This window comes from Chryseobacterium subflavum, from assembly GCF_055762745.1.
Genome location: NZ_JBVTMR010000005.1, coordinates 12,183 through 38,590 on the forward strand (window position 1 = coordinate 12,183; position 26,408 = coordinate 38,590).

General features: G+C 38.0%; 30 protein-coding genes. 12 read left to right on the forward strand and 18 right to left on the reverse strand.

The window, feature by feature from the left end:
- Positions 1-3 precede the first annotated feature (3 nt).
- From AC0INN_RS19235 to AC0INN_RS19290, 12 genes are all read right to left on the reverse strand, one after another.
- The gene (locus AC0INN_RS19235) at positions 4-2,157 is read right to left on the reverse strand and encodes a tetratricopeptide repeat-containing sensor histidine kinase (protein ID WP_306614612.1); all 2,154 of its coding nucleotides are present in this window, start codon (positions 2,155-2,157) and stop codon (positions 4-6) included.
- 159 nt (positions 2,158-2,316) lie between these two features.
- Positions 2,317-2,982 (reverse strand): YoaK family protein, encoded by a 666-nt coding sequence (locus tag AC0INN_RS19240; RefSeq protein WP_172279121.1) that lies wholly within the window; start codon positions 2,980-2,982, stop codon positions 2,317-2,319.
- 4 nt (positions 2,983-2,986) lie between these two features.
- Positions 2,987-3,460 carry a Dps family protein gene (locus tag AC0INN_RS19245; protein WP_273648465.1) on the reverse strand — a complete coding sequence of 158 codons (474 nt, stop codon included), beginning with the start codon at positions 3,458-3,460 and terminating at the stop codon, positions 2,987-2,989.
- Position 3,461: 1 nt separating this feature from the next.
- The gene (locus AC0INN_RS19250) at positions 3,462-3,887 is read right to left on the reverse strand and encodes a DoxX family protein (RefSeq protein ID WP_273648466.1); all 426 of its coding nucleotides are present in this window, start codon (positions 3,885-3,887) and stop codon (positions 3,462-3,464) included.
- Positions 3,888-3,899: 12 nt separating this feature from the next.
- Complete coding sequence (locus tag AC0INN_RS19255) at positions 3,900-5,789, reverse strand: amidohydrolase (protein ID WP_273648467.1); 1,890 nt, start codon at positions 5,787-5,789, stop codon at positions 3,900-3,902.
- Between the two features lie 6 nt (positions 5,790-5,795).
- Positions 5,796-6,539: a M17 family peptidase N-terminal domain-containing protein gene (locus AC0INN_RS19260; protein ID WP_306614616.1), complete on the reverse strand. Its 744-nt coding sequence runs from the start codon at positions 6,537-6,539 to the stop codon at positions 5,796-5,798.
- A gap of 20 nt (positions 6,540-6,559) precedes the next feature.
- Entirely contained in the window at positions 6,560-7,903 is a 1,344-nt protein-coding gene (locus AC0INN_RS19265) for an alginate export family protein (RefSeq protein ID WP_306614618.1), read from the reverse strand.
- 64 nt (positions 7,904-7,967) lie between these two features.
- A complete protein-coding gene (locus AC0INN_RS19270; protein ID WP_273648470.1) occupies positions 7,968-8,600 on the reverse strand; it encodes a hydrolase in 633 nt (210 codons plus the stop codon).
- 32 nt (positions 8,601-8,632) lie between these two features.
- Positions 8,633-9,544, reverse strand: a complete 912-nt coding sequence (locus tag AC0INN_RS19275) for an alpha/beta fold hydrolase (protein WP_273648471.1) — start codon at positions 9,542-9,544, stop codon at positions 8,633-8,635.
- A gap of 127 nt (positions 9,545-9,671) precedes the next feature.
- On the reverse strand, positions 9,672-10,160 hold the full coding sequence (locus AC0INN_RS19280) for a MaoC family dehydratase (RefSeq protein WP_172279137.1): 489 nt from the start codon (positions 10,158-10,160) through the stop codon (positions 9,672-9,674).
- A gap of 27 nt (positions 10,161-10,187) precedes the next feature.
- The gene (locus tag AC0INN_RS19285; protein ID WP_172279139.1) at positions 10,188-11,009 is read right to left on the reverse strand and encodes an alpha/beta fold hydrolase; all 822 of its coding nucleotides are present in this window, start codon (positions 11,007-11,009) and stop codon (positions 10,188-10,190) included.
- A gap of 260 nt (positions 11,010-11,269) precedes the next feature.
- Positions 11,270-11,782 carry a YceI family protein gene (locus tag AC0INN_RS19290; RefSeq protein ID WP_273648472.1) on the reverse strand — a complete coding sequence of 171 codons (513 nt, stop codon included), beginning with the start codon at positions 11,780-11,782 and terminating at the stop codon, positions 11,270-11,272.
- Between the two features lie 197 nt (positions 11,783-11,979).
- On the opposite strand from AC0INN_RS19290, the gene AC0INN_RS19295 reads away from it, so the two are divergent.
- Positions 11,980-12,570 (forward strand): Crp/Fnr family transcriptional regulator, encoded by a 591-nt coding sequence (locus AC0INN_RS19295; RefSeq protein ID WP_306614621.1) that lies wholly within the window; start codon positions 11,980-11,982, stop codon positions 12,568-12,570.
- A gap of 77 nt (positions 12,571-12,647) precedes the next feature.
- Here AC0INN_RS19295 and AC0INN_RS19300 read toward each other — a convergent pair whose 3' ends face one another.
- Positions 12,648-13,001, reverse strand: a complete 354-nt coding sequence (locus AC0INN_RS19300; RefSeq protein WP_228456963.1) for a winged helix-turn-helix transcriptional regulator — start codon at positions 12,999-13,001, stop codon at positions 12,648-12,650.
- 144 nt (positions 13,002-13,145) lie between these two features.
- On the opposite strand from AC0INN_RS19300, the gene AC0INN_RS19305 reads away from it, so the two are divergent.
- Positions 13,146-13,940 (forward strand): SDR family oxidoreductase, encoded by a 795-nt coding sequence (locus AC0INN_RS19305; protein ID WP_172279147.1) that lies wholly within the window; start codon positions 13,146-13,148, stop codon positions 13,938-13,940.
- Between the two features lie 20 nt (positions 13,941-13,960).
- Positions 13,961-14,278 (forward strand): nuclear transport factor 2 family protein, encoded by a 318-nt coding sequence (locus tag AC0INN_RS19310; protein ID WP_172279149.1) that lies wholly within the window; start codon positions 13,961-13,963, stop codon positions 14,276-14,278.
- A gap of 125 nt (positions 14,279-14,403) precedes the next feature.
- Here AC0INN_RS19310 and AC0INN_RS19315 read toward each other — a convergent pair whose 3' ends face one another.
- Both AC0INN_RS19315 and AC0INN_RS19320 read right to left on the reverse strand, forming a co-directional pair.
- Positions 14,404-14,856, reverse strand: a complete 453-nt coding sequence (locus AC0INN_RS19315; RefSeq protein ID WP_306614624.1) for an Hsp20/alpha crystallin family protein — start codon at positions 14,854-14,856, stop codon at positions 14,404-14,406.
- A 187-nt stretch (positions 14,857-15,043) separates the two neighbouring features.
- Positions 15,044-16,192: a cation:proton antiporter gene (locus tag AC0INN_RS19320; RefSeq protein WP_306614625.1), complete on the reverse strand. Its 1,149-nt coding sequence runs from the start codon at positions 16,190-16,192 to the stop codon at positions 15,044-15,046.
- Positions 16,193-16,494: 302 nt separating this feature from the next.
- Between AC0INN_RS19320 and AC0INN_RS19325 the strand changes: the two genes are divergently transcribed.
- The gene (locus AC0INN_RS19325; RefSeq protein ID WP_172279155.1) at positions 16,495-17,448 is read left to right on the forward strand and encodes a beta-1,6-N-acetylglucosaminyltransferase; all 954 of its coding nucleotides are present in this window, start codon (positions 16,495-16,497) and stop codon (positions 17,446-17,448) included.
- Positions 17,449-17,608: 160 nt separating this feature from the next.
- Here AC0INN_RS19325 and AC0INN_RS19330 read toward each other — a convergent pair whose 3' ends face one another.
- From AC0INN_RS19330 to AC0INN_RS19340, 3 genes are read right to left on the reverse strand one after another with little or no spacing between them, the layout of a single operon-like run.
- Positions 17,609-18,457, reverse strand: a complete 849-nt coding sequence (locus AC0INN_RS19330) for a cyanophycinase (protein WP_306614626.1) — start codon at positions 18,455-18,457, stop codon at positions 17,609-17,611.
- Positions 18,458-18,480: 23 nt separating this feature from the next.
- Entirely contained in the window at positions 18,481-19,308 is an 828-nt protein-coding gene (locus AC0INN_RS19335) for a Type 1 glutamine amidotransferase-like domain-containing protein (RefSeq protein WP_306614628.1), read from the reverse strand.
- A gap of 20 nt (positions 19,309-19,328) precedes the next feature.
- A complete protein-coding gene (locus AC0INN_RS19340) occupies positions 19,329-19,517 on the reverse strand; it encodes a hypothetical protein (protein ID WP_273648479.1) in 189 nt (62 codons plus the stop codon).
- 193 nt (positions 19,518-19,710) lie between these two features.
- Here AC0INN_RS19340 and AC0INN_RS19345 point away from each other — a divergent pair, with 193 nt between their 5' ends.
- From AC0INN_RS19345 to AC0INN_RS19380, 8 genes are all read left to right on the forward strand, one after another.
- A complete protein-coding gene (locus AC0INN_RS19345) occupies positions 19,711-19,926 on the forward strand; it encodes a hypothetical protein (RefSeq protein ID WP_306614630.1) in 216 nt (71 codons plus the stop codon).
- 137 nt (positions 19,927-20,063) lie between these two features.
- Positions 20,064-21,725, forward strand: a complete 1,662-nt coding sequence (locus tag AC0INN_RS19350; RefSeq protein ID WP_306614632.1) for a cbb3-type cytochrome c oxidase subunit I — start codon at positions 20,064-20,066, stop codon at positions 21,723-21,725.
- Between the two features lie 96 nt (positions 21,726-21,821).
- Complete coding sequence (locus tag AC0INN_RS19355; RefSeq protein WP_306614634.1) at positions 21,822-22,820, forward strand: cbb3-type cytochrome c oxidase subunit II; 999 nt, start codon at positions 21,822-21,824, stop codon at positions 22,818-22,820.
- Between the two features lies 1 nt (position 22,821).
- Positions 22,822-23,094, forward strand: a complete 273-nt coding sequence (locus tag AC0INN_RS19360; RefSeq protein WP_306614636.1) for a hypothetical protein — start codon at positions 22,822-22,824, stop codon at positions 23,092-23,094.
- 5 nt (positions 23,095-23,099) lie between these two features.
- Entirely contained in the window at positions 23,100-23,507 is a 408-nt protein-coding gene (locus AC0INN_RS19365; protein WP_306614638.1) for a cytochrome C, read from the forward strand.
- An 84-nt stretch (positions 23,508-23,591) separates the two neighbouring features.
- Entirely contained in the window at positions 23,592-24,188 is a 597-nt protein-coding gene (locus AC0INN_RS19370) for a Crp/Fnr family transcriptional regulator (protein WP_306614640.1), read from the forward strand.
- Positions 24,189-24,386: 198 nt separating this feature from the next.
- On the forward strand, positions 24,387-25,208 hold the full coding sequence (locus AC0INN_RS19375) for a KGG domain-containing protein (RefSeq protein ID WP_306614642.1): 822 nt from the start codon (positions 24,387-24,389) through the stop codon (positions 25,206-25,208).
- A 75-nt stretch (positions 25,209-25,283) separates the two neighbouring features.
- Positions 25,284-25,856 carry a YciE/YciF ferroxidase family protein gene (locus AC0INN_RS19380; RefSeq protein WP_306614644.1) on the forward strand — a complete coding sequence of 191 codons (573 nt, stop codon included), beginning with the start codon at positions 25,284-25,286 and terminating at the stop codon, positions 25,854-25,856.
- Positions 25,857-26,408 lie beyond the last annotated feature (552 nt).

The window sequence follows — 26,408 nt, forward strand, 5'->3', positions numbered from 1 at the left end:
CCTTTAGTTGGAAGGAGTTATTTCTGTATTTCTTCTGAATGTAATTGTAATTTTTAATCCACTTTTATTTTCGAGATGGAAGGTCCCGTCTAACTGGTCAGTAAGCCCCCGCATCAGGTTCATTCCCAGAGATTCCGTTTCTTCAATATTGAAATCATTGGGAAGCCCTACTCCATTATCTGATATAATCAGTTCACAAAGATGGTCATCCGTATTTTTGAATGAGACGGAAACTTCACCTTTCCGGTCATCCGGAAACGCGTATTTTACCGTATTATTGACTGCTTCATTAACAATTAATCCCATAGGAACCGCCTGGGCGACGTCAAGTAACACTTTATCAGTATCCACTGTGAAATTAATTTTTTTGTCATATGAATAACATTCTTTGATATAAGTGATCAACTCATAAATATACCATGACATATCAATCATCGAAAGATTATCGGACTGATAAAGTTTCTGATGGATAATGGACATAGCATGCATTCTGTGCTGGCTGTTCTGGATGGCCATCAGGGCATCTTCATTATCCAGGTAAGCAGACTGCGTATTCAGCAGGCTGATCACAATCTGCAGATTGTTTTTGACCCTATGATGGATCTCTTTTAAGAGCCATTCTTTTTCGGCAAGTAATTTTTTCAGCTGTTCGTTCTGTTCATCAATCTGCTTACGTTTCAGTTCCAGGTTTTTATTGGCATTGCTTTTTAATCTTGATCGGTTATACAACAAGGCAGCAAAAAGGATCAGTGCGAGAATACTTCCAATGAAAACATATCTGATAAAGGTATCATTCGCAATCTTAATATCCTGTAGTTTTGCTTTCTGGGTCAGCAGCTGAATGTTTTTATCTTTCTGTTCTGTCTCAAACTGAATTTTAAGGCTGTTGATCTGCTTGCTTTTTTCGCCGTTAAAAACAGAATCTGAAAGTTTCTTGTACAGCTGATAATGCTGTATGGCATCCAGGTATTTTCCCTGTACAGAATCTGCTTTGAACCACATTAAATGGTTTTCCGAACGAAGCATATCATTTCCGTTATTTTTAGCTATCGAATCAAAAAGCCTCGCTTCGCGGTACATTTTATCAAAGTTACGGGTCTGGTAATGATAAAAAACAAAGCTTCGCAGCAATGAAGCCTGCTGATTGTTCTTTTCTGCATTTTCACCGTAATAGGCGACCAGTTTTTTGTAGTAGGCTTCGGCTTTATTAAACTGCTTTAAAATGGTATAGGTGCTGAACAGGATATAATTTTCTGACATTTCAAAATCCTGGTCTACGATAGGGTAACGTTCTCTATATTCTTCTATCATGGTAATAGCCTGCTTAAACTTTTTCTGCCTGATCAGCATCGTAGAAATATTATTGGCAACGGTTCTGATGTAGCTGTTATCTTTATTTTTTTTAGCAGTAGCTAAGGATTTTTCCCAATATCTCATGGCATCGTCGTTCTGGCGGAGATAGTAATACACCATTCCGATATTGCTGTAAATAGAACACATCTGCAAAGAATAATCATTTACGCTTTCTGCTGTTTTTTCTGCCAGAAGACCATAACGGAGTGCTTCCCCATAATCCGCCTTCTGAATTTCAACCTGGGAAATAAGGTTATAAACACTCTGTAATTCTCTGAATTTCACCGACTGATAAACAGAAAGGGATTGCCTGAGCAAACCGAGCGCTTTATCAGGATTTTCTTTGATATAATATAGTTCTCCAAGATCTTTTAAAACGCCTGCCTGATTCAGTTTTGATCCTGAATTTTTAAAAAGTTCCAATGCTTTTTCTTTCAATCTAATTTTAGTATCAAAATACTCGGGTTTATTGTCATACATATACGATAACTCGTTATATGCCTCTCCGGTCTGTTCCTTAAATTGATGGGTTTCAAAATAAGCAAGTGCTTCTTTCATTTTGGATAAAGCAATGTTTTTACTGCCTCTTTCTTTATCTAGTTTAGCATCCAGAAATATGAGCTTTCCGGCAGACATCGGATCTCCGGATTTTATATTCAGTGCTTTTGCCTGTCTGTTCAGAATAGCGGCACTGTCGAGATCAGCCTTCAACTCTCCTTTTTTACTAATATAATAGTTACTCAGCCGCAACAATAAAGTGGTTTTCTGAGTAGTATTGGGGGAAGAGGAAATCTGTTTTCTCAACAGTGCAGGATTTTCTTGGATTTGTGCTTTTATACTCCATGAAAACATAAAAACCAATGAAAAATATACTACCTTAAATAGATTTTTTGATAAAAAATAAAGCCTGAAATTCATTTTTTAAAGGTAATATTTTATACCGTATTTTGCCATAGTCCCGTACTAGTTTTTACGGTGATAAAAATAGCAGATGATCATGGCCAGCCCCGGTAAAATCAATGTTTCGAGTCCAAATTGTTTTCCCGCATATGCTCCTAAAAAACAGCCTATCAGAAATCCAAGTATGGTAACCAACTGCTTCTTCAGGCTTGCCCAGGCTTCAGGGTGTTGAAAGCCACTTGACAGAAGCGTTCCAAAATCCAGGGAAGCCTGGGTTACATTTCCTGTCATCATGGTAGTAGGACCATGGGTTTCCTTTGCATAGAGTTTCCCGAAAGCATTCTGAAGCCCCATCGCAAAAACGGTCATCATAGCCACAGTATACATCATAACTTCTGAAAACGTTCCGTAGTAACTGAGAACGGCAACAATAATTCCGGCTAAAAAAAGCAATGTTCCTTCCCAGAATAGCAGCGTGTAATGATTGATAACTTTCCCGGCAATCTTCCCTCCTGCCATAACCGCGAGAATAAAGACCGGAAAAGTAAGCAGCTTTACCCAGGCATGAATATCCGATCCCTTCACAAACTGATAGGCAAATACAATAAAGTTCCCTGTAACATGTGCCGAAAAAAGGGCATCTGCCGCTACAAATGTCACGGTATCACAGTATCCGGCAATCATGGTTAACAATAAGGTGACAAAACCGATATTATGTTTTACTTCCATTTTTCTATTTTAAATGTGAACGGAGCATCCAGGCCATTTTCTCATGGGCTTCCAGTAATCCTGTAATGTAGTCGCTTGTCCCTGAATCACGGAATTCCACAGCGAAGTTTTCAATATTTTCACGAAGATGAATGATGATACTTTCGTGGTCGGAAAGAAGCGCTCTGATGTAAGTTAGGCTGTCGTTCGATTCAAGATGGTGCTCAGACAAATGGGTTAATTCAAGATATTCCCTTAAAGTAGCCGGTGCATAATGTCCCAGCGTCCTGATTCTTTCAGCCAGATCATCAATGATGTCGTCCAGCTGCCCGTATTGTGCTTCAAAAAACAGGTGTTTATTGTAAAAATCCGGTCCTTCGACATTCCAATGTGCTTTTCTAGTTTTGGTATACAATACAAATTCGTCTGCTAAAGTGGTAACCAGTACCTCAGCAACTTTTGCTAAATTTTCGTTTTTAATTCCGATTGAAGTTTTCATTTTATAAAATATTTAATAAGTAATAATCAAGTGAATATCTTCCTGCACCCAATGCAAGAATCAGTAACAGGGAAAGGGTGTACATAAAAGGAACATCCCGCACTTCCAATGAATCCTTTCTATGAACCACAAAATATCCGATAGCCGTCACGCCGATTGTCGGTAAAACCGCAAGCCTGGTTCCCAGTCCTAAAATAATCAGAAACGGAACTACCAGATCAGCAAATGAAGCAACTATGGCATTGAGTTGATCAGGCAATCCCAGAGGGTTTGGAATGACTTCCCTTTGCCCGTTTTCCAGTCTGAATTTCTTTAAGCCATGCACTCTGAACAATTGAATCGCAAGGAGTACCCGGAAAACCAAGAATGAAGCATCATTACATGGTGAACCTAAATCCGATGAAAGGATCTGTTTTAAAATTTCCATATGTATTGATAGTTAAAAAGCAAAGCACGAACAGCCTAGAGCTCCCCAGAATGTGTGGTAATTATTAACGGGCACATTGCTCATTCTTGCCTGGTTATGGTTATGATGGTGAATATCGCAGCTTCCTGCACAGCTGTGAATTTGTGAGGTCAGCGGGGCTTTTAAATCCTGTTTCGCATTTTTCTCAATTTCTTTCTGAAAATGTCCGCCTGCAGGGTAATATCCGTTGTAAAGATTGGTGGGAGACCAGTCCGGAAGCACAGGAATAGATGGTGGTGCATAAGATGAGAATGTTCCTTTGGCATAGACTATTTTCCCGTCTACAATGGTCATTTCCGCTTCAATATTTTTGATATCTTCATCATCAACCGTAAAATAATCCTGATCAAGAACTGCCAGATCGGCAAACATTCCTACCCTGATATCACCTTTTTTCTGCTGTTCCTGAGAAAACCATGCGCTGCCTTTTGTGTACAGTTCCAATGCGGTTGATCTGTCCAGCTTTGATTCATGATACAATTGAAGTCCGCCAACAGTTTTACCTGCGGTCAGCCAATACATGGAAACCCACGGATTGTAGCTGCTTACCCTTGTGGCATCTGAGCCTCCACCTACAGGAACTCCCATTTCCAGCATTTTTTTTACGGGTGGTGTACTTTCTGCGGCGCCGGAACCATAACGGTCTGCAAAATATTCTCCCTGATAAGCCATTCTGCTCTGGATGGCGATTCCTCCGCCAAGCATTTTTACACGTTCTATATTTTTTTCATCAATGGTTTCTGCATGATCAAAAATCCATGGAAGACCATTAAAAGGAATATCCCGGTTTACTTTTTCAAAAACATTTAAAAAACGGGTGATGCTTTCATTATAGGTTGCATGAAGTCTGAATGGCCAGCGGTTTTCTACCAGTAAACGGACTACTTTTTCGAGATCTGCTTCCATGTTTTCAGGCAGGTCAGGTCTTGGCTGAAGAAAATCTTCAAAATCGGCTGCAGAAAATACCAGCATCTCTCCTGCCCCGTTGTGACGGTACATATCGTCCCCCTGATATAATTTTACCGTGTCGATCCAATCGCTGAAATCTTCAAATTCATGCTTAGGTTTCTGGGTAAAAAGATTATAGGCGATCCTTACGGTAAGCTGTTTTTTCTCATTCAGTTCGTTCACCACCTGATAATCATCCGGAAAATTCTGGAATCCTCCGCCGGCATCAATGACACTGGTAATTCCGAAGCGGTTCAGTTCTGTCATAAAATGCCTTGTGGAATTCAGCTGGTGTTCGTAAGAAAGCTTCGGGCCTTTTGCCAGTGTTGAGTATAAGATCATGGCATTGGGTGTGGCAATAATCAACCCTGTGGGTTCACCGTTAGCATCTCTTTCAATATGTCCGCCTGCCGGAGCCGGAGTATCTTTGGTAAATCCTACTGCTTTTAATGCAGCTCTGTTCATCAATGCCCTGTCGTATAAATGCAGAATAAAAACTGGTGTTTCGGGGGCGATAGCATTAATCTCTTCCAGGGTTGGCATCCTTCTTTCTGCAAATTGGAATTCGGACCATCCTCCTACGACACGAACCCATTGCGGAGAAGGCGTACGGTCTACCTGGTCTTTTAACATTCTGAGCGCGTCGGCCAGTGACGGAACCCCGTCCCATCTTAATTCCAGGTTGTAATTCAATCCGCCACGAATCAGGTGAATGTGAGAATCATTGATTCCCGGTACTACTCTTTTCTTTCTGAGATCAATAAGTTCTGTAGATTCATCTACAAACTGGTCTGCCAGTCCGTAATTTCCAACCGCGATAATTTTCCCGTCTTTAATGGCCACTGCAGAAACGTCCGGAGTTTCTTTATTGAAAGTGTGTATTTTTCCGTTGTATATGATAAGATCTGCTTTCATCTTTAATTATTTGGTGTTCAACTTTGAAATAGCTTCCTGAATTCCTCCTCCGGCAACGGTGAAAAAAGACGGTCCGGCCAGCAGAATCAGTTTTTTTAGTTTCATTGTATCGGATAAATGCTGAGCTTTTAAATAAGACTGTGTACGGTAGGCATCAAAAGCGCCCAAAACCACATTTTCTGCCACTAAGGCGGTTGGAGAATCAATTCCGGCATCTTTGATATCACTGGCAAAGGATACGGTATGTACCTGTAGTTTCAAAGCTTCTCTCATGGCAACACCTCCTACTTCTTTCATCAGTTCGGCATCGAAAGAGTTTCTGTTACCCAAGCCTATCAACAGCAATTTTCCGGAGGCAAGGCTTCCTTTCGGAGGATTAATTAATAAGGTTTCTAAAGCGTGTCCCTTGAACTGTCCTTTTTTACGGACTTCTGTAATAATTCCTTTTAATGCTTCATCCAGATGAACCATGCCGTTCAGTTCTTTGGGAAGCGCAGGAGGATTGAAAATATCTCCTTCCGTATACTCGAAAACACAGGCGATCTGTAAATCTGCTTTGGCCGCAGATGGCCCCTGTACCATACCTATGACAGAAATCCCGTCAACAGTTCCCCATGTTTTTGAGGTCCCGATAGCTGTTTTTCCTGCAACAGCCTGTGCTGAAACGAATTGGGTTCCCGCAGTTGCCAACACCAATACTGTAAAGATTGTTTTTGACCAATTGATGTATTTTGAAATTGAATTTTGCATAATAAATGATTTAGTAATGATTAAAATTTGAATCCCAGCCTTATATTCCAGAAAACACCGCTTTTTGCATCCTGAATGATATCTTCGATAAAAGGTCCTTTGTGGAAATACTGAAGTCCGCTCACCAAAGAAAAATGTTTGTTGAAATTATAGGTAAAGCTGGTTAAATAAGCCGTTCCGATATACCTTTTATCTGAGCTGCTTCCGGGACGGTTCAATGCTCCGCTTGGCCGGTAAACTCCGTCGTTCAGGGAATATCGCCAGTTGAAGACAACATCCATCTGCATTTTGAGTTTGGAAGTCAGATCAAGGGTCATATACGGATGAATATCAATTAAATTGACAGGACCCACCTGCGGACTGAAGCCGAAATACCCTCCTTTTGGATATAAAGGATTAAATGTACCGAGCTTTCCATCGTTTTTAGAATGATCTCCTGATATATAATCGTTTCTCAGATTGATGCTTGGGCTGAATCTAACGTTTTCAAAGAGATATCCTACATCCACAGAGCCCGTCCAGGCACTGATATTGTCGTTTCCAAAACGTCCGAACTGATAGGCCGCTTCCAGGTTATAGATAAATCCGCCGCCATATTTCCAGAGCCTTCCGCCAATTGTGTGACGCTTTTCTCTGGCTGTTCCGGCTTCAAAAACAGATTCATCTCTACGGATTCCGAGGTAATATAGATCCAGATTTCCGGTTTCAGGAATAATAATTTTGGAATAAAGTCCCCAAAGGTTAAGCTGCTTTGAAATGGTATTATCAAAAACGCCGGTCTTGATAGAGTCTGCCATCATCGCAAAAGCATCTACGGAAATATTTTTATAGGAATACATGATTTTGGCTCCTGTAAAAGACAACCTTGCATTCGGCCCTTCCCTCACAGAAATTAATCTTCCGGAACCGTAGTCCAGCTCCTGTCTTCCCAGTCTCACTATCAGCTTCTGATCTTCCATATTCACCAAACCTGCATCCAGAAAGAGGTTCTGAATATTCATCTGGTCTTCATCAATGCCTCTTGAACCGTTTTTTCTTCCGTTTTGCAAAGCACTTCTGATCTGTGAAAATATTCTGAAGTTTTTCCCGAAATGCCAGTCTGCATGAAGATCATAGCGTTGGAGAAAAAAGTCGTTGTGTCCTATGTTAAGCCTTCCCCAATCTTCGTTGTTGAAATCCACATATTCATACCTTGCCTCACCACCCAATGAGAGATAGATATCTTTCTTTTCATTGAGAGGGAGATATTTAATTTTATCATAAAAGCTTTTGGTGGAATCTTTCAGATATTCATAATTTTCATCATACCGCAGAAGTTTAAAGCTCTGGGAGGAGAAAGTTTCAGAACATAAAAGAACTGTCATGATAAAAGCTTTTAAAAACAGTATTGAAGGTGCAGATTTCAACATTGAAAATGGTATATGGATTTTAGTGATTCAGCATATGGTGAGCATAGTGGATTCCCAATCCGTAAGAAGCACCATATTTTTTCATAAGGTCAGTTACAGGACCATATGTTTCCTGACGTGCCCAGTCTCTCTGAAGTTCCAGGATATACTGAATGGAAGTCATAGGCTTTACTCCTGAATGGATCATTCTCTGTACAGCTCTTTCGTGTGCCTCATCGCTTACATCGCCACAGGCATCGGTAATGACGTACACGTCATAGCCTTCCTCAAGTGCAGATAATGCCGGCCCCACAATACAAACGCCTGTCCATAATCCTGCGAGAACCAGTTTTTGCTTCTTGGTTCCTGTAATGGCTTTATAAGCGGCTTCATCTTCCCATGTATTCATCGTTGTTCTGTCTATATAGCCTGAGGTTGCCATAGGATATGCTTCCTCGATTTCCGGGAAAACAGGACCTGAAAAGCTTTGTTCTGCAACTGTAGTAATGATGGTCGGAACATTGAATATTTTGGATGCCCCACACAGTACTGCTACATTGTTACGCAGTTCGTTCATAGAGATACTTTTGGTTGCAAATGCCATTTGTCCTTCAAAATCAATCAGTACCAGTGCATGATTTTCAGGAGAAAGTAGTTTTGATGATGGTTTCATAAAGTTTATTTAGATGTTATTGAGTTTGAATTTTATTGCTTAAGAAATTTTAATAATTCTTCATTGAATTTGTCTTTTTCTTCGAGGAACAGTGCATGTCCGCTGTTTTCAAAAGGAATAAGCTTAGATCCTTTAATAGCTTTGTTCATTTGCTCTGCTAAAGCATAAGCCACTATCCTGTCCTGTTTTGCCTGCATGATAAGGGTCGGAATCTTGATTTTCGGTAAATCTCCACGAAGATCTTCGTCTCTTAAAGCGATTAAAGCCTGCTCCATTGCATAAGCAGATGACTGCATTTCAATCCCTCCCAGCCAGGTACCTACCCCTGGTGAAACAGAAGTTGCGGATAAAACAAATCTTTCACCTATCGTATTCAGTAATCCCGGTCTGTCTACGCTTACAAGGTCTATCCATTTGGTAATATCTTCTTTTGTAAATAGCGGATAAGGATAATCAGGTTTTTTGGTATGAACAGGTGCCGCAGCAGCGAATAATGCCAATTTACTGACATGAGCACTGTTGTATTTCGCCACGTAATGCAAAGCAATCGCACCACCCATAGAATGGCCGCCCAACGTAGCATCTTTGATATCCAATTTGTCTAAAACAGTTTTGATATCAGAAGCAAACTGGTCATAATCATATTTTCCATAAGGCTTGTCCGACTGTCCGAACCCTCTCAGAGTGATTCCTATAACCCGATAACCCGCTTTAATTAAAGGAAGATACTGGTACTCCCATGAAGCATCACTTACCGGATAACCGTGGATTAAAACAACCGGCTTACCTTCTCCAAGGTCGGAAACATGAAGCCTTACATTAGGTTCCACTTCGATATATTCTGCTCTGGCTTTCGTAGATTTTGCCGTATTTTGTGTATTAATATTGGTAAGGAATACCGCTGACAATAAAACGGCAGTACCAAAAATTGTTTTTAGTTTCATAATGATGATATTTTTAATGGCTGATTTTTGACAGATTTATTGTAAACATGTCAAAGTGGTATTGAATCAGCTGCCTTCCCTAAAAGGATCTCCATTTAAAAAGAAGACAGCAGATTTGAAAAAGAAATTATCTTTTTAGTAAATATTTATGCTGCCCTTCCAGAACGAGTTCAGATTTTTGGTTATAGACTCTCACTTTTGTGGTCACTATACCTCTGTCTTCCTGTGGCGTTAAATCGGTGATTTCCAACGAAGAATACAACGTATCTCCTGAATGTACCTCTTTCAAAAAATGGCATGATAATTCTAAAAAAGCAATAAAAACACTTCCGAAGTAATGAGGCAAAAGAGTCGCGCCCGGTGCGGTAAAAGCCAATACCTGCAAACCGTGAACTACCGGAGCTTCATGGCCATATCTTTTTGCATATTCCACATCGTAATGAATCGGATGATTATCACAGGAAACCGTTTGAAAAGCTGAAGCATGTGCATCAGTAAGAGTTCTGCTTGGCGCCCTGAACAATTCACCTACTTTCAGTTCGTCAAACGTACGGGCAGGAACAATAGCAAAATCTTCAGGATTGAATTCCGCTTCGTGAGTTTTTGAGTTTTCCATATATTTTGGATTTGAATGGAATGATAATTATTCAGCAATAAATTCCAAAAGGTCTTTATTAATGGTTTGATGCTCTGTAGTGGGCATTCCGTGAGGGAACCCCGGATATGTGATCAGTTTTCCGTTCTTTAGTAATTTAATTGATTTTAATGCCGCATTGGCAATAGGGACGATTTGGTCATCCTCACCATGCATCACCAAAACAGGAATATCCACAGCTTTTAAATCTTCGGTTAAATCTGTTTCTGAAAAAGCTTTGATCCCGTCATAATGAGCAACAATTCCTCCCATCAATCCTTGTCTCCACCAGTTTCTCTGAACTCCGTCCTTTACACTCGCTCCTTCTCTGTTATAGCCATAGAAAGGGAAAGTAAGATCATAATAAAACTGGTTTCTGTTGTTCATCGTCTGTTCTCTGATATCATCAAAAACTGACATCGGAACACCGTCAGGATTATTTTCACTCTTAACCATTACCGGCGGAATGGCACTGATCAGAACCGCTTTCTTAGCTCTTCCGTTTGCATATTTGTTAACATAACGGATCACTTCTCCACCTCCTGTTGAATGCCCGATGTGTACAACATCTTTCAGATCTAAAAATTCAACCAGTTCTGCAGCATCAGAAGCGTATTGTTCAATAGTATGATTGTAGATATTCTGGCTGGAGCGTCCGTGGCCTCTTCTGTCGTGGGTAACCACTCTGTAGCCTTTCTGTAAAAAGAAAATTACCTGTGCATCCCAGTCATCAGATGATAATGGCCACCCGTGGTGAAACATCAAGACAGGTCCTTGTCCCTGATCTTTGTAAAAAATTTCTGTTCCGTCTTTTAATGTTAATGTGCTCATTGTTGTATTATTTTTTGAATTAAACTTATGAGCATAATGCCAAAAAATAACCCAAAACAACAAAACACCTGATTTACAGAATATTATTTAAAATATCATAATAAAAAAAACTACGATATTTCGTAGTTTTATGATTGCATTATTTAGTTTTGTATAAAGAAAGTTCAATGGAAATAAATTCCATTAAAATTCCGATCATAAATAAACAAAAGCCTTTGAGGTTCCAAAGGCTTGTCTATTGTTTGCTATTTGATGTTTTCTTATTGCTGTTTTACAAACTGTAAATCGCCCGCAAGTTTCACCTGATCGCTTACCATTACTCCTCCGCCCTCAAGCGCAGCATGCCAGGTAAGTCCGAAATCTTTTCTATTGATTTTGCCTTCAAAAGAAAATCCTGCTCTTGTATTTCCGTATGGATCTGCTTTAATTCCGTTGAAATCCACATCAAGAGTAATTGGTTTTGTAATGTGGTTAATGGTAAGATCACCCTTTACTTCATTGCTTAATGCAGAAGCTTCAAAAGTGATTACAGGATGTACTTCAACATTAAAAAAGTCTGCCGATTTCAGGTGATTGTCTCTGTCGGTATTGTATGTAGATATAGAATCTGTCTGAATAGTTGCTACTGTTTTTACATTGGTAAAAGTATCGTCTTCTGCTTCAAGCTGCACATCAAAATTGGTGAAATTTCCTTTGACATTTGAAATCATCATATGTCTTACCTTGAAAGTTATTTCACTGTGTGTCGGGTCTAGGTTCCATTTTGTAGCCATTGTAATTATATTTTAAAGGTTATTTATATCGCAAATTTACAGGCATCCAAGTCTGGAAGTTGTTGATATTTGATAATAAATATTTTGCATCAAAATGATTCAATGATTTATTTTGATAACGGATTTGATAATAACTTTTAATGACCAGATAATTTTCATTAAATTCGTAAATCAAGAAATCAGTTCAGGACCTAACTATGAATATCAATCAGGACAGTTTTTTAATTCTTTTCAGTTATATCGAAGCTCACAGCTCATCCACATTAAGTTCTGATGACAAAAAATTTATACGAGAGTTATTTGTTTACAAAAAAATTGAAAAAAAACAGTTTTTTCTAAAGCAGGGAGAAATTTGCAAATACTGTGGTTTCATCATTAAGGGAGCAATGAAACAATATTCTGTGGACGACTCTGGAAAGGAAAATGTCATCAACCTTTATCTGGAAAACTGGTGGGTAGCTGATCGAGAAAGTCTATTAGGCTCAAAACCGTCCATTTATACTATTGAAGCCTATGAGGATACTGAGATGTTGATGATTTCAAAAGAAGACATTAACGAAATGACAAAAATTCCGGCTTTAAATGAATTGACAAAACGATTGGATATGAACCACGGCATAGCGATGCAAAATCGCATCAATAATGCAATAAGCCTTTCCGCAGCAGAACGTTATCATAATCTTTTTAAAACTCATCCTGCATTTTTACAAAGATTTCCACAACATCTTATTGCATCGTATTTGGGAATTACAAAAGAAACTTTAAGCCGTATCCGTAAACAGAAATAGATTTGAGAAAAATTTAATAAGAATCACCAATTAAATAGTTAACGTTGTTTTGAGCGTTAATAATTAAATCAAGCAAGCTATGAATGTTTATCATGCTCTCCCATTCTTGACAGAATCACTCTTCTCAGTCTATCTTCATTCTCGTCGCCCCAACCGCCTAATACAGAAATTACAGGAATTAGTGTCTTACCAAAATCTGTGAGTGAATATTCAACTTTGGGAGGGACCTGAGCATAGATTTTTTTAGTGACAAGTTCATGCTCTTCAAGTTCCTTTAATTGAATATTTAATACACGCCTTGATGCATCCGGAATTTTACGCTGTAATTCACTTGGACGCAGATGTCCCTGATAGATAAACCATAGCAGGCGGATTTTCCACTTGCCATAAAGGACTTCACCAATAAGGTCAAGGCCACAGTTCAAATTCAAAGGTATTTTTCTTTCATGCATATACAAATGTAGCCCAATGTACCAAATTGTACAATAGGGGAATAAATTATCCCTATGCAATTCGATTTTCCGTTATTGCCTAAAATAGTGATACTTCGGAAATTTGTATCAAAGAATTAGACAATGGAAAATCAATTTAATTACAACAATGAACTTCAAGGTAAAATTGCCTTGGTAACAGGAGGAACAAAAGGGGCCGGACAAGCCATAGCAGAGAGATTGCTACAAGCCGGTGCAAAGGTTATTATTACAGCGAGAAACAAGCCTGAAAAAGAAAATGAAAACCTGCATTTTATTTCGGCCGATTTAAGTACAGCTCAAGGAACACAAAATGTCATCAGCGAAGTGCTGTCTACTTATGGCAGACTCGACATTCTTGTGAACAACCTTGGTTCTTCATCAACACCTGCGGGAGGTTTCATTGCACTAAACGATGAAGATTGGGAATCAACTCTTCGAGCCAATCTGCTTGCTCCGGTGAGACTGGACAGAGGGTTTTTACCACAAATGATAGAGCGCAAAAGCGGTGTTATTATTCATATTGCTTCAATCCAGGGTAAACTGCCATTGTATGATTCTACTTTGCCGTATGCAGCTGCAAAGGCAGCATTGATCAATTACAGTAAAAGTTTGTCAAATGAAGTAACCCCCAAAGGTGTCCGCGTGCTGACTGTTTCACCGGGATGGATCAATACAACGGCATCCACAGCGTGGCTGGGTGAGATTGCAAGAAATGCAAATAGTACAGAAGAAGAAGCCATGCAAAGTGTTATGGATGCATTGGGTGGAATACCTTACGGCAGACCCGCAGAACCGGGAGAAGTTGCTGAATTAGTAGGTTTCCTAGTTTCACCAAGAGCCAGCTATTTAACCGGAACTGAATTTGTAATCGATGGTGGCACAGTGCCAACAGTTTAATCATCTTAAAAAAATAAAAAATGAACCTACCAAAAGTTATCACAGATTTAATCGAAGCCCAAAACAATTTTGACAGTATTGCTTATGCCAATTGTTTTAATGAAAATGCAGAAGTATTTGATGAAGGCAAAACTCATAACGGAAAAACCGAAATTGAAAAATGGATTGATAAAGCCAACAAAGATTACAATGCTACTATGAAGCCTTTAGACTATAATGAAAATGAAAATATTTTATCGGCAGAAGTTTTAGGAGACTTTCCTGGCAGCCCTATTGTTTTGAAGTATCATTTTCAATTGTCTGACGGATATATTCAATCATTGAAAGTAACCGGTTAATATAATAACCGATACAATTAATTAAAGCTGGAGATTTCACTTCAGCTTTTTGGTTTATAAATACTGCTATTCATTCTCTTTTAATAAAAAATGGCTACCAGTGGTAGCCATTTTTTTAAATATTTTTATGATATTTCAATCCTTCTTGGTGGCTTCTGCTTTGCATCTTCCTTCTTAGGAATAGTAAGCATAAGCAATCCGTTTTCATATTTCGCGTTAATGTTATCCTGGTCAACAACATTCTTCGGAAGTTCAAAACTACGCTGGAAGGACTGATAACTGAACTCTCTTCGGGTGAAGTTCTCTTCTTTTGTTTCACTACTGTCCTGTTTCATGGATGAAATGGTCAGCAGGTTACCATCAAGGCTGATCTCAAAATCATTCTTATCCATTCCGGGTGCAGCAACCTGAACCTCATACGCATCCCCGTTTTCCTTTATATTTACCGATGGTACGGTTGTACTGGTAGATGAGTAATTGTTATTACCCCAGTTAAAAAGTTCACGACTAAAAAAATCATCAAAGATGTTTGAAATGCCTAAATTGCTGTTTCCGTTTCTTTTCATTAGATTATTCATAGTAATCTCTTTTTAAATAAGTTTAACAATTATTTAATAACAAATCAGCTGGCCAGCTGTACTTAAAAACCAGCAAAAAAAATACCACCGGATAAATGGTGATATTTTTTCAGAATTTCTGTCAAAATTTCATTTTTGTGACACAAAATGAGTCCTGATTTCAATCCCATATCTCTCATTTCTTATTTTAAGTGCGTACAGATTTACGAATCTTAACGAATGCACCGCAACTGATCCAAAAGGTGGATAATAATAGAGACAAACAGGTAATACCTAATCCGGCTTTATACAGATCATATCCTACCATATCGGATTTATAGGCAATAGAAAGTGCCAGGATCCCAAATTCCCCGGTCTGAGAAAGCAATGCTCCACCATAAAAACTGTCTTTCCAGCTGAAGTTCAGAATCCGAAAGAAAACAGATGACATAATACTATTGCTTATTAAAACGACCAAAGTACCGATACCAATCAGCATATAATTGGATAAAAGATAATTAATATCCAGTCTTAGACCAATGGATACGAAAAAAAGTGAAATAAAGAAGACCTTGAATGGCAATAAAGAATTTTCAAGCCAGTGGAATGCCTGTATTTTTCCAACCAGAACTCCTGCTATAAAACTTCCCAATGCGGCGCTCAGACCAATGGTTTCCGCAATAAGGCCAAAGCCAAGACAGATAAAAAGGCCAAAGAAAACCTGCAGATCATGGTCATTTTCAAGAAAAGTACTTGAAATTCTGATCTCCCTCCAATTTCTGACCTTCCTGAATATTAAAAAAATACCGATGCATAAAGCTAAAGGAAGCACAAAGTTAAAGATGTTGAATTCTTCACCACTCCAGAACTTTAGCAGGGTCAGTACCGGAGCAAGAAGAAGGTCCTGCAATAACAGGATATTGAGTATAATTATTCCAAAGGCGGTATTTAACGTTCCATGCCTCTTCATAAAATCGACAACAACTGCTGTACTGTTGAACATGAAAAGGATGGCAATCAGGAGAATACTTTTATAGTCCAGGTGAAGTATCCTTCCTAGGAGATAGGCAAATACAAAGCTCAGCAACACTTTAATACTCTGCGCCATCACAGGCTTAATAATAAGACTTCTTTTATTCGGAATATTGATTTCCATTCCGATGAAGAACATCAGCAACAATATCCCGATCTCGCCAATAACTTCTATTTCATCTGGTTTATCTACAATTCTGAAAACATAGGGTCCCAACAATACCCCGGCAATAATATAAGCGATAAGATAGGGCTGCTTAAGTTTTTTCAGCAAAAACATAAGACCTAAAATTGTCATACACAAAACACATACTGTCCAAAGCATATCTCTATAACTATTAGGGTTTAAATATTTCAATCTTTAGATTCAAACAAGTAAAATCCGTTTAAACGGCAGTGTAAAGGTAGCCGGCCGGCTATGTGGAAAGTCAACAAAAAAAATACCAGTCGATATGCTGTGATATTTTTTCTGAAATACTGTCAAAATTTCATGGTTCCTGGCTGCTAAGATTTATTGAGGGAGGCATCCGGTACATATTAATTAACTGATTATCAAAAATATATTCGTACCTTACACCCATAAATCTAATTGTTTGCATAGAGCGGATAATTTTATAATTCCAGCATATGCAAACCACCGCAGTACAACCGCATCCCTTATCCCACAAATCAGATAGTAACCCGTCTTCCCAGATCCGAATTGCTTATTTTATCATGGTACACCACAAGCCGGAAATATTTAAGGCAATGTTCGAAAAAATCTACACCCGAGATCAGTTTTACCTGGTTCATATAGACCGGAAAGCCAAAGAAGAGTTTACCGAGGAAATCCAGCAGTATCTGGTACATTTTCCCAACGTTTATATTCTGGAAAGCATAAATATCGTAGCTGGCGGATTCAGTATGATTCAGGCAGAACTTAATGCCATGGAATACTTACTTAATGTGAACGCAGAATGGGATTATTTTGTCAACCTAAGCGGAGAAGATTATCCGCTTAAATCACAAAATATTATCCGTCAGTTTCTCACAGTAAATAATGGCAGGAACTATCTTTTTTATTATGATCAGAAGTTTTACAGACCTGCTACGCTTCAGAGGATACAGAACCACTTCACTGAACTCACCCACAAAATCTCCTCAATGATTTATAAAAGGGCATTCATGGACGGTGTTACTCCTTATATCGGCGGAAAATGGTTTATGTTCACCCGAGAAACATGTTCCTTTTTAACCAATAACAAACGGGTAATGGATTTTGAGGATTATTATTTACATACGCTCTTACCTGCAGAATCATTTTTTCAGACCGTGCTCATGAATACGGTTTTTAAAGATATTATTGTAAATGATGATAAAAGGGCATCTATTGAAAAATCTTTTTTTAACAGGGATCAATCCCAAAATCATCTTATCGGTTTATTAAAAACTACTAACCAGCTTTTTATCCGAAAGTTAAATCATGAGATCCATCAAAATATTCTTAAATATATTGATGAAACTTACGACCTTCCACTAACTGAAGTGAACGAGGTGGAAAGAGAACTAAAAAGGGATGAGCATAACGATAAATGGTCATAATACATTGAAAAGCTAGTCGGAATGGTTGTTTCGTAAAAAATGCAGTCCGGGTTATAACTCATTTCACAAAAAATACAGGATTATTACATTATGATACAATGACTAGCTTTTGAGAATTGTGCGTACTTAATGATATGAAGAAGCACAATTGTTTCCCTGCCTATTGTTTTCCGGAATTTTCACCCTGAAATACATTGGTATTAAAATTAAATGTGCAGTTATTTGTTAAAATATGAATTTTAAGATTTTCCACATAAACAGGATTTCCTTTTTTGACGTTATCCGTATTTGTTTGTCCAATATCTTTCGCATCCATTATCCACACTGATCCCGATCCGAAACAGCTTGCATTAGCCCCTCTTTCTATAAGCAGAGCCGTGTCTTCCCCCAGACCGATCCCCCAGCAATTTTGATGTAAGATTATGGCATGTGCAAGCCTCCCGAAACGTGCCCGATGTACAAAATGTGTATCGACAATACAATTTTCTATAAACCCCAACCCGGCACCTAATTCAATATCATGTTCCAGAATAGCTTCCCCGTTGATGGCTTCGAGAATGACTATTTTAGGGATACACATTGCTCCTGCACTCGTTCCTGCAATCATAAAATCCTCCTCTTCAAAGTATTTTTTCTTTAGCATATCTGTGAGAACGGATTGTGTTAAATATTCACAGATACGGTTTTGATCTCCTCCGGTAAAAAATACAGCTTTGGCAGCCTCCAATCTTTTTAAGTAATAATCTGTATGGCAATGATCATCGGCTATATGAAGAAAATCAAAATTTGTGAATCCGATTTCTTGAAAGGTTTTCATGTACGTTTTCTTTGCATCATCCGGTTCAGAGGTGGCTGCTGTGATCACTTCTATCCGGTCATCTTTAGATTTTACAAGCAATTTAAGAATCTCATAAGGAGAAAAATCATTATTTTTTCCCTTCATTTCAGGATCATTTCCATCCTTATCTTCTTTACCGCCTATAATTAGTAATTTTCCTTTGGGTGTCATTTTAAACCGTATTTAATTAGTAGTTATTGAATATTATTTCTATTGATAAAATTTAAATTATAATGAAGTAAATCATCCTTTATCCGATTTCCACTAAATAAATTAAGTGTGGCTCCTCCTGTAAGGATATGTCCTTGTAAATTTTTGGCATAAACAGATGCTCCTGCTTTTAATCTTCTATTTTTTATATTTCTGGCATTGACAACCATTACAGTACCTTTACCTAAACATGAAACTTTGTAGCCTTTATCAATAATTAAGGCCATTCCTCTGTTTAAACCAATGCCTAAGCATTCCTTATTAGCTATGATTGCTTTTACAAGACCTTTACATCTTTCACCATGTTGAAACTTTGTATCTATGATACAGTTATGTATAAATCCAAGACCGGTACCAGTTCCTCCTTCACTTAATATAACCCTTGAGATGCACATGGCCCCGGCATCTATTCCCACAATGGTAAAATCCTCCTCATCATGGTACCTCTTAAGTAAAAGCTCCATTATTGCTGATCTCTTCATCATTTTCCATATTTCCGGCTCTCCACCGGCCAAGAAAACAACTTTAGCTTCACTTATCTTTGTATAATAATTGTGAAAATCTTCGGTATGCTGAACATTTATTATCCCAAAGTTGCTATACCCCTCTGCTTGTAGCATTTTAATTAGTCTTTCGTTAGCGCATCCACCAGAATTGGAAGTTGTAAGGATTTCGAGACGACTATCCTTTTCCTCTGGCAAGAAGCTGAAAATTTCAGACGGAAAATCTGGTGATGTAACTTCATTTTTAGCATCATGGAAAATACCCATGTCAGCACCTCTCATGATTATAAGTCTACCTTTTGGATTCATAATAAATAGTGATTAATTCCCTATCTCACGACAGCACTATCTTTTGTAAGTTTCGTAGTGTCTGAGATTTCGTTTAGTGTTTGGATCGTATCTGATTTTTTGTCGTTCACAGTCTCTTTTTTATTGGACTGATCAATATACTGTGTTTCAGATTTTGTACATGCCGACAAAACCGACAACAGGAATAAAAACTGTATCAAGTATTTCATAATAATGGGATTTGATAATAGCAAACCTAGCCATTGAAAAAAGAAAAATATATGATCAAAATCACAAAACAATTAAAAAAATTAACCAAAACAATAAACTACACATTGAAAATAAATTTATTATGACATGAATCATAAAGATGTAAATTAAGAACTCTATACCTTTGAATCACACACCACAAAATTTAATATTATGAAATCATTTTTTTTAGTAACCGTTTTGGCGGGTAGCCTCGTCGTCAGTTGTACAAAAGACAGACAACAACCTCAAGACACACAAACCGACAAAATCAATACCGGCGATAGTATGGTTTCCGGTACTGCTCAAGTCACCCCGGATTCAGGAGACCAGACACTTCCTATGGACAGTACAGCCTACGATGTAGATTCAATTAAAAACAGCAAATAGTTTTTTAAACGAGTATTTTATCTAATCAAAAAGACGTTTCATTTGTACTTGAAAAAAGTAACAGATTCTTTCATAATATCTTTTTGTTAGATAAAGAAATTATTTTTTCAATTAACAACCCGTAATAATATTTCATTATGGCAGAATCTTCATTATTCAATCAGACCGGTATACAAATTACATTATTATTAATGTTAATGATTATTATTGCAGGTTTAGTAGTACTTATCTTCAAATTTTTGGCTATTTACGGACGTATTTTAAGGAGGAAAGAATTGCTCGAAACTCAAAAAAAAATACAAAATATGTCTGCTGAAGAGCTCCATATTTATGAAGAAAGAGAAAAAGCCATCAATTTTCTGCCTGAGGAGAATCTACTTTCGGGTACTTTGCCTCCCAGGGACGAAAAAGGTGTCATACAAAATGTTAATTCTGTAGATGAATTACGTGTCTTTCCTACTAAAAGAAGGACATCTTCTTTTCAACAGTATATTTCACCGGAGCTCAGCAAATTGATTATTTATTTCTTGGGTACAGCGATCTTTTGGCTTGTGGCCGGGACTACTTTCGGATTATATGCAGGGATCAAGTATGTGGCACCTGATGTAGAGCATATCGGCTGGCTTAGTTTTGGGAGGTTACGTCCTGCGCATACCAATGCCGTATTTTGGGGATGGGCCTCCCTGGCCATGATAGGGCTTTCATACTATGTAGTTACAAGAGTAAGCAATATAGAGAATTACAATATAAAACAAGGTTATTTGTCCCTGATATTGGTTAATACAGCAGTACTTGCAGGAACTATCTCTTTATTTGCCGGGGTGAATAATGGTGGTGGTGAATACAGAGAATATATTTGGCCTATTATGATCACATTTGGAGCAGGTGTTGCAATTTCTGCACATAATTTATTCAAGCCTGTTGTAAAAAGAACCGTTACGGAAATTTATATTTCGAATTGGTATATCATTTCAGGATTCATGTTTATTGTCATTGTTATTCTCGTCGGATACATTCCCATATGGCAGGACGGCGTAGGGGAAACAATTACACAAGGATATTATATGCATCAGGCAATTGGAATGTGGTTTATGCTGATCAATCTGGGGCTGATGTACTATTTTCTTCCTCAACAGCTTAATAAACCTATTTATTCTTACAGCTTGGGTGCCCTGGCTTTCTGGACCCACCTTTTATTCTATACTTTAATTGGTACCCACCATTTTATTTTCAGCGCTATTCCATGGCGGCTACAGACTACGGCTATTGTTGCCAGTGTAGGTATGCTAATCCCGGTAGCTGCGGGAACAACTAATTTCTTACTCACATTTAATGGTGCATGGTATCAGTTAAAAAATAGTTATACGCTTCCTTTCTATTTTATGGCGATCATATTTTATTTTACAGGGTCGTTTCAGGGAACTGTTGAAGCGTTCAGATATACCAATCTGCTTTGGCATTTTACAGACTTTACGGTCTCCCATTCCCATCTTACCATGTATGGAATTATCACGTTTATGTTATGGGGGTTTTCTTACACCTTACTTCCAAGGCTCACCGGAAAAGAGCCTCCAAAAGTCCTCGTCGGCATACATTTCTGGCTGGCCTTAATCGGATTGCTCATGTATGTGATCGCATTAATGATAGGCGGAACTCAAACCGGAATGATGTGGATGAAAAAGAAGCCCTTTATTGACGGAGTGATCAATATGTTTCCATTCTGGTTATGGAGGGCTATTGGAGGAACTATGATGTGGGTTGCACATCTGATTTTGCCTACAATTTTTACAGAATGGTAAGGGTAAAAAATGACATTAAAATTCCAAGGACTCCTGCGGAAATACTGGCTGTCAAAAAACAGCTTACAAACAATGAGTTTAACACCTAAAAAATGAATGATGATATTTTTGAATGATCACAGGATACTTTTCGGTTCTGCACTTTGTCTGTTTATTTTTCTGACACTTTATATAGCTATTATTCCGGCTCTTGATAATCAAAAAATCAACAGACCCCTGCCCAGGCAAGCAAAAGTCCTTACCAATGAACAACGGGCAGGAAAAATGGTGTACATAGAAAATGGATGTGTTGCCTGCCACACCCAACAGGTAAGAAGTGTTGAGATGGATAATGTTTTTGGTAAGAGACCAAGCATTCCGGCAGATTTTGCAGTCAACCGCAGAACTGACTTTTGGCGGAACACTGCTAATCTTATGGGAACACAAAGAGCGGGTCCGGATCTTACCAATGTAGGAGAAAGACAGCCAAGTGCGGAATGGCACCTGATTCACTTATACCAACCCAGAGCTGCCATTGAGGCATCCATTATGCCTTCGTATGAATTTCTTTTTATCGAAAGAGATTACCTGCAACCGGGAGATGTGGAAGTAAAGGTTCCTGAAAAATTTCTTAAAAATAAAAGAAAGAAAATTGTTGCAACCGTCAAAGCTCTTCAACTGGTTGCATATTTAAAGTCTTTAAAGCAAACTGACTATACAGATAAGACCATTGTTCCGGCCTTTTTATACAAGCAAAAGAAAAAAGAAGAAGGCGGAGCTCAGAATGGTGAAAATCTGCCAGACGGGGCGGAGCTCTTCACTGCCAATTGTGCTTCCTGCCATCAGGCAAGTGGAGAAGGTGTTCCAGGAGCATTTCCTCCCTTGAAAGGAAGTCCTGTAGTGACAGGGGGTGATCTCGAATTATATGTCACCATTATTATGAAAGGTTACGATCCGAGGCCGGAATTTGCAACAATGCCACCTGTAGGTACTAACGCAAACTTTACCCCGGAAGATGTAACAGCCATTATGAACCACGAAAGAACAAGCTGGGGAAATAATGCAAAGAAGGTAACTCTGGACGAAATTAAAGTAATCATGGAAAAAATAAAGTAATATGAAAGATCTTCCGAAACAGATATTCAGTATTATACTGACTCTTCTATCAGTATATGTGGCAGCATGTGATGCATGTAAACTTCAACAACCTGAAGTGACACGTGAGTGGACCCATGGCACGGGTCCGGAAAGCGACTGGGACTGGTTTATTGTAGGTATAGTGATCCTGATAACAATATTAGCCTTTTATTATTCCGTAAAATACCTGATCAGGCCAGGAGAGAAAAATAAACACCACATCAAGTACAGTGTTTTCTCAGATGAAAATTAAGTGTTATGACAAAAGATAAAAGTAAAGTTTTCCTTTTCATAGATGACGATCTCAACCCAATTGCAGAGTTGGAAACCCCGATCGTTTTTGATCTGGATACGAAGAAACTGCCGGATGGTGAACACACATTGAAAATTGTAAGCCGATCCCCATCCGGAAAAGAGGGAATCAGAAAAATAAATTTTATGGTTTCCAACGGGCCTACAATAAAAATTGAAGGCTTAAAAAATAAAGACGTAGTAGATGGTACTTTATCACTAATGATTAATGCCTATGACAAAGGGAATCAGAAAAGTTTCATCATCAATGGAAGTGAAACGCCCCAAACCATTCCTTTCTGGATTTGGATCATAGTCATTTTGTTTATTGGATGGGCTATTTATTATGAAATAACAAGCTACAACATCCAGTAATAGTAGCTTACAGGTATTTATTTATTGATGGCGCAGGAGTCAATTTTATTATGAAAAGTATAAAAAACAATTAAAACAGACGTTATGGTTATCAATGAAAAGCTTTTATACTCAGCAGGTGCTGAAATAAAACACTATAATTCAGGTGAAATAATTTTCCAGGAAGGAGCAATTCCTATGTATTACTTTCAGGTAATAAAAGGGAGATTGAAGCTCAATAATTACACAAAGGATGGTAAAGAATTTATCCAAAATATAGTTTATGAAGGACAAAGTTTTGGAGATTCCATGCTTTTTATGGACAAGGTGTATCCTATGGAAGCAGTAGCACTGGAACCTTGCACCATTTTTAGACTGTGTAAAAACAATTTTTTCAGTATGCTTAATACATATCCACAGCTATACGATACTTTATGCAAGGCACTGGCTGACCGCCTATATTATCAACATATTATGCTACAGGCAAATTCAGCACAAAGTCCGGCACAGAGGATAATAGATCTGATGGATTATTTAAAGAGCGGCTCGGAATACAAAGATCCTTTTTCATTTAAAGTTCCTCTTACAAGACAGCAATTGGCAAACCTTACAGGTGTTTGTGTTGAAACTGCTATAAGAACTATAAAAAATATGGAAAAAAATAAAATTGTTAAAATTAAAAATAGAAAAATTTTCTTTTAAAGTGACTCAGGTCATAATACCCGTGAATTTAAGTTTATACATTCGCTTTGTTATTCTTTTTTAATAGTTATTAGAATATCATCTTTAATAACATTTTTATTCTATTTCCTTAAAGATTTAATTTAAACTTTTTGCAGATCCAATACTAGTCACGGATCTGTAAAACCATCACCAAATATTAATTTAAAAAATTCAGTTATGAACACTAGAAATTCAAACAACCGTAGCTCAAGGAGCAGCTCATCCAATGAAGACAGATCTACTTTGGAAGAAGTTTACCAATTAGGTTATGACCATGGTTATAATGATGCGTCCGACGACGAAGATTATGATGATGACTTTTCGGACTATGAAGATTATTATGATGATTATGAAGACGACGACGATGATGATTATGAAGACGATGATTATGAAGACGATGAAGATAGTGAGGATGATTATGATGAGGACGATGAAGATGACGACAGGGATCGTGGAGGCTCCAGAGGTGGTAACCGGGGAAGGAATTCCAATAACCAGCAAAGAGACAGCCAGGGAAGATTTACTTCAGGCAGCCGCGGAGGAAGAGGAAATTCAGGGGGAAATTCCCGTGGTGGTTCAGGTTCTGGATCAAGCTCTAGGTCAGGTTCCGGAAGAGGCAGATCCTCATCAGGAAGTGGAACATCAAGAAGAGGTTTTGCATCTATGAGTAAAGCTGAACGGACAAGGATTGCAAGAATGGGAGGTGAAGCTTCTCACGGAGGCGGCAGATCTTCAGGTTCAGGAAGGTCAGGATCCAATAGTAGCGGTTCCGGTTCAAGATCCGGAAATAGCAGCAGTTCAGGAAGAGGAAGAGGCTCAAATTCAGGAGGAAATAGCAGAAACTCTGGTTCAGGAAACGGAACATCAAGAAGAGGATTTGCATCTATGAGTAAAGCTGAACGGACAAGGATTGCAAGAATGGGAGGTGAGGCTTCCCATGGAGGCGGCAGATCTTCAGGTTCAGGAAGATCAGGATCCAGAAGTGGACGTAATTCATAATTCATCCTATATTTTAAGATTACCTCTTTTGTGGAGAAAGAGGTAATCCTTTTAATTATTCTAATAAATTAAATCATGGCAAAAACAGATACAACAACTACAGACAGTAATATTGTAGAAAAAATATTATCACCTGCCTCTTCTGATGAAAAAGGATCTTCTCTGAAAAAATTTTTCGTCGATGCATTAAAGGATATTTATTATGCAGAAGAAGCCATTATAGAAGCTTTGACAAAAATGCAGGAAGCTGCTACTACAGAAGAACTCGAAGATGCATTCGAGGATCATCAGTTGCAAACTAAAAAGCACGTAAGCCGTCTTGAAAAAGTTTTCAACCTTATTGGAGAAAAGCCACAGAAGAAAAAATGTGAAGCTATAGAAGGAATCATCAAAGAAGGCGAAGAAGTTATAAAATCTACAAAAGAAGGGAGTATGACCCGCGACGCAGCACTCATCATTGCTGCCCAAAAAGTAGAACATTATGAAATAGCCACTTATGGGGGGCTTGTTCAGTTAGCTCTCACTATGGGACATAACAAAGCAGCAGAATTACTGGAAAAAACGCTTGAAGAGGAAGAAGATACCGACTATAACCTGACAGAGATTGCTGAGACATATATCAATCTTGACGCTGAACAGGAAGATTAATGTGAAAAGAAGGGAGGTTTCAAAAATGGACAATATAATGCAGTGAAAAATCCAATATGACAACCAGTCAATATGGTTTTCATACTTAAGAAAGACAAAAGCAAGATTATATGGTTTTGAGACCTCCCTTATTTTATCATCGAATGTAAGTGATAACAGTATTTATATGCAAAATTTCCGCACAATTCCATTTTTCCAGACCGTATATTATTTTCTAACCGGAATATGGCCCTTGATCCATCTGGAAAGTTTCTTATTTGTTTCAGGTCCAAAAACAGATATTTGGCTTGTTAAAACCGTAGGCTTACTTCTTTTACCTTATTCATTACTTCTTGCGTACCTTACGATAAGTGTTAGAAAAAATAAGATAATTGCTTTATCAATATTAATTTGTTGCCTCAGTTTACTAATTATCGACCTATATTATTACATCCAAAAAGTTATTAAATGGGTATATCTTGTTGATTGTTTTTTACAAACTATCTTTTCAGCATATTGGTTATATTATCTGTGTATCAATTCAAACAAAAAACATCTCTGATTTTTTGATTC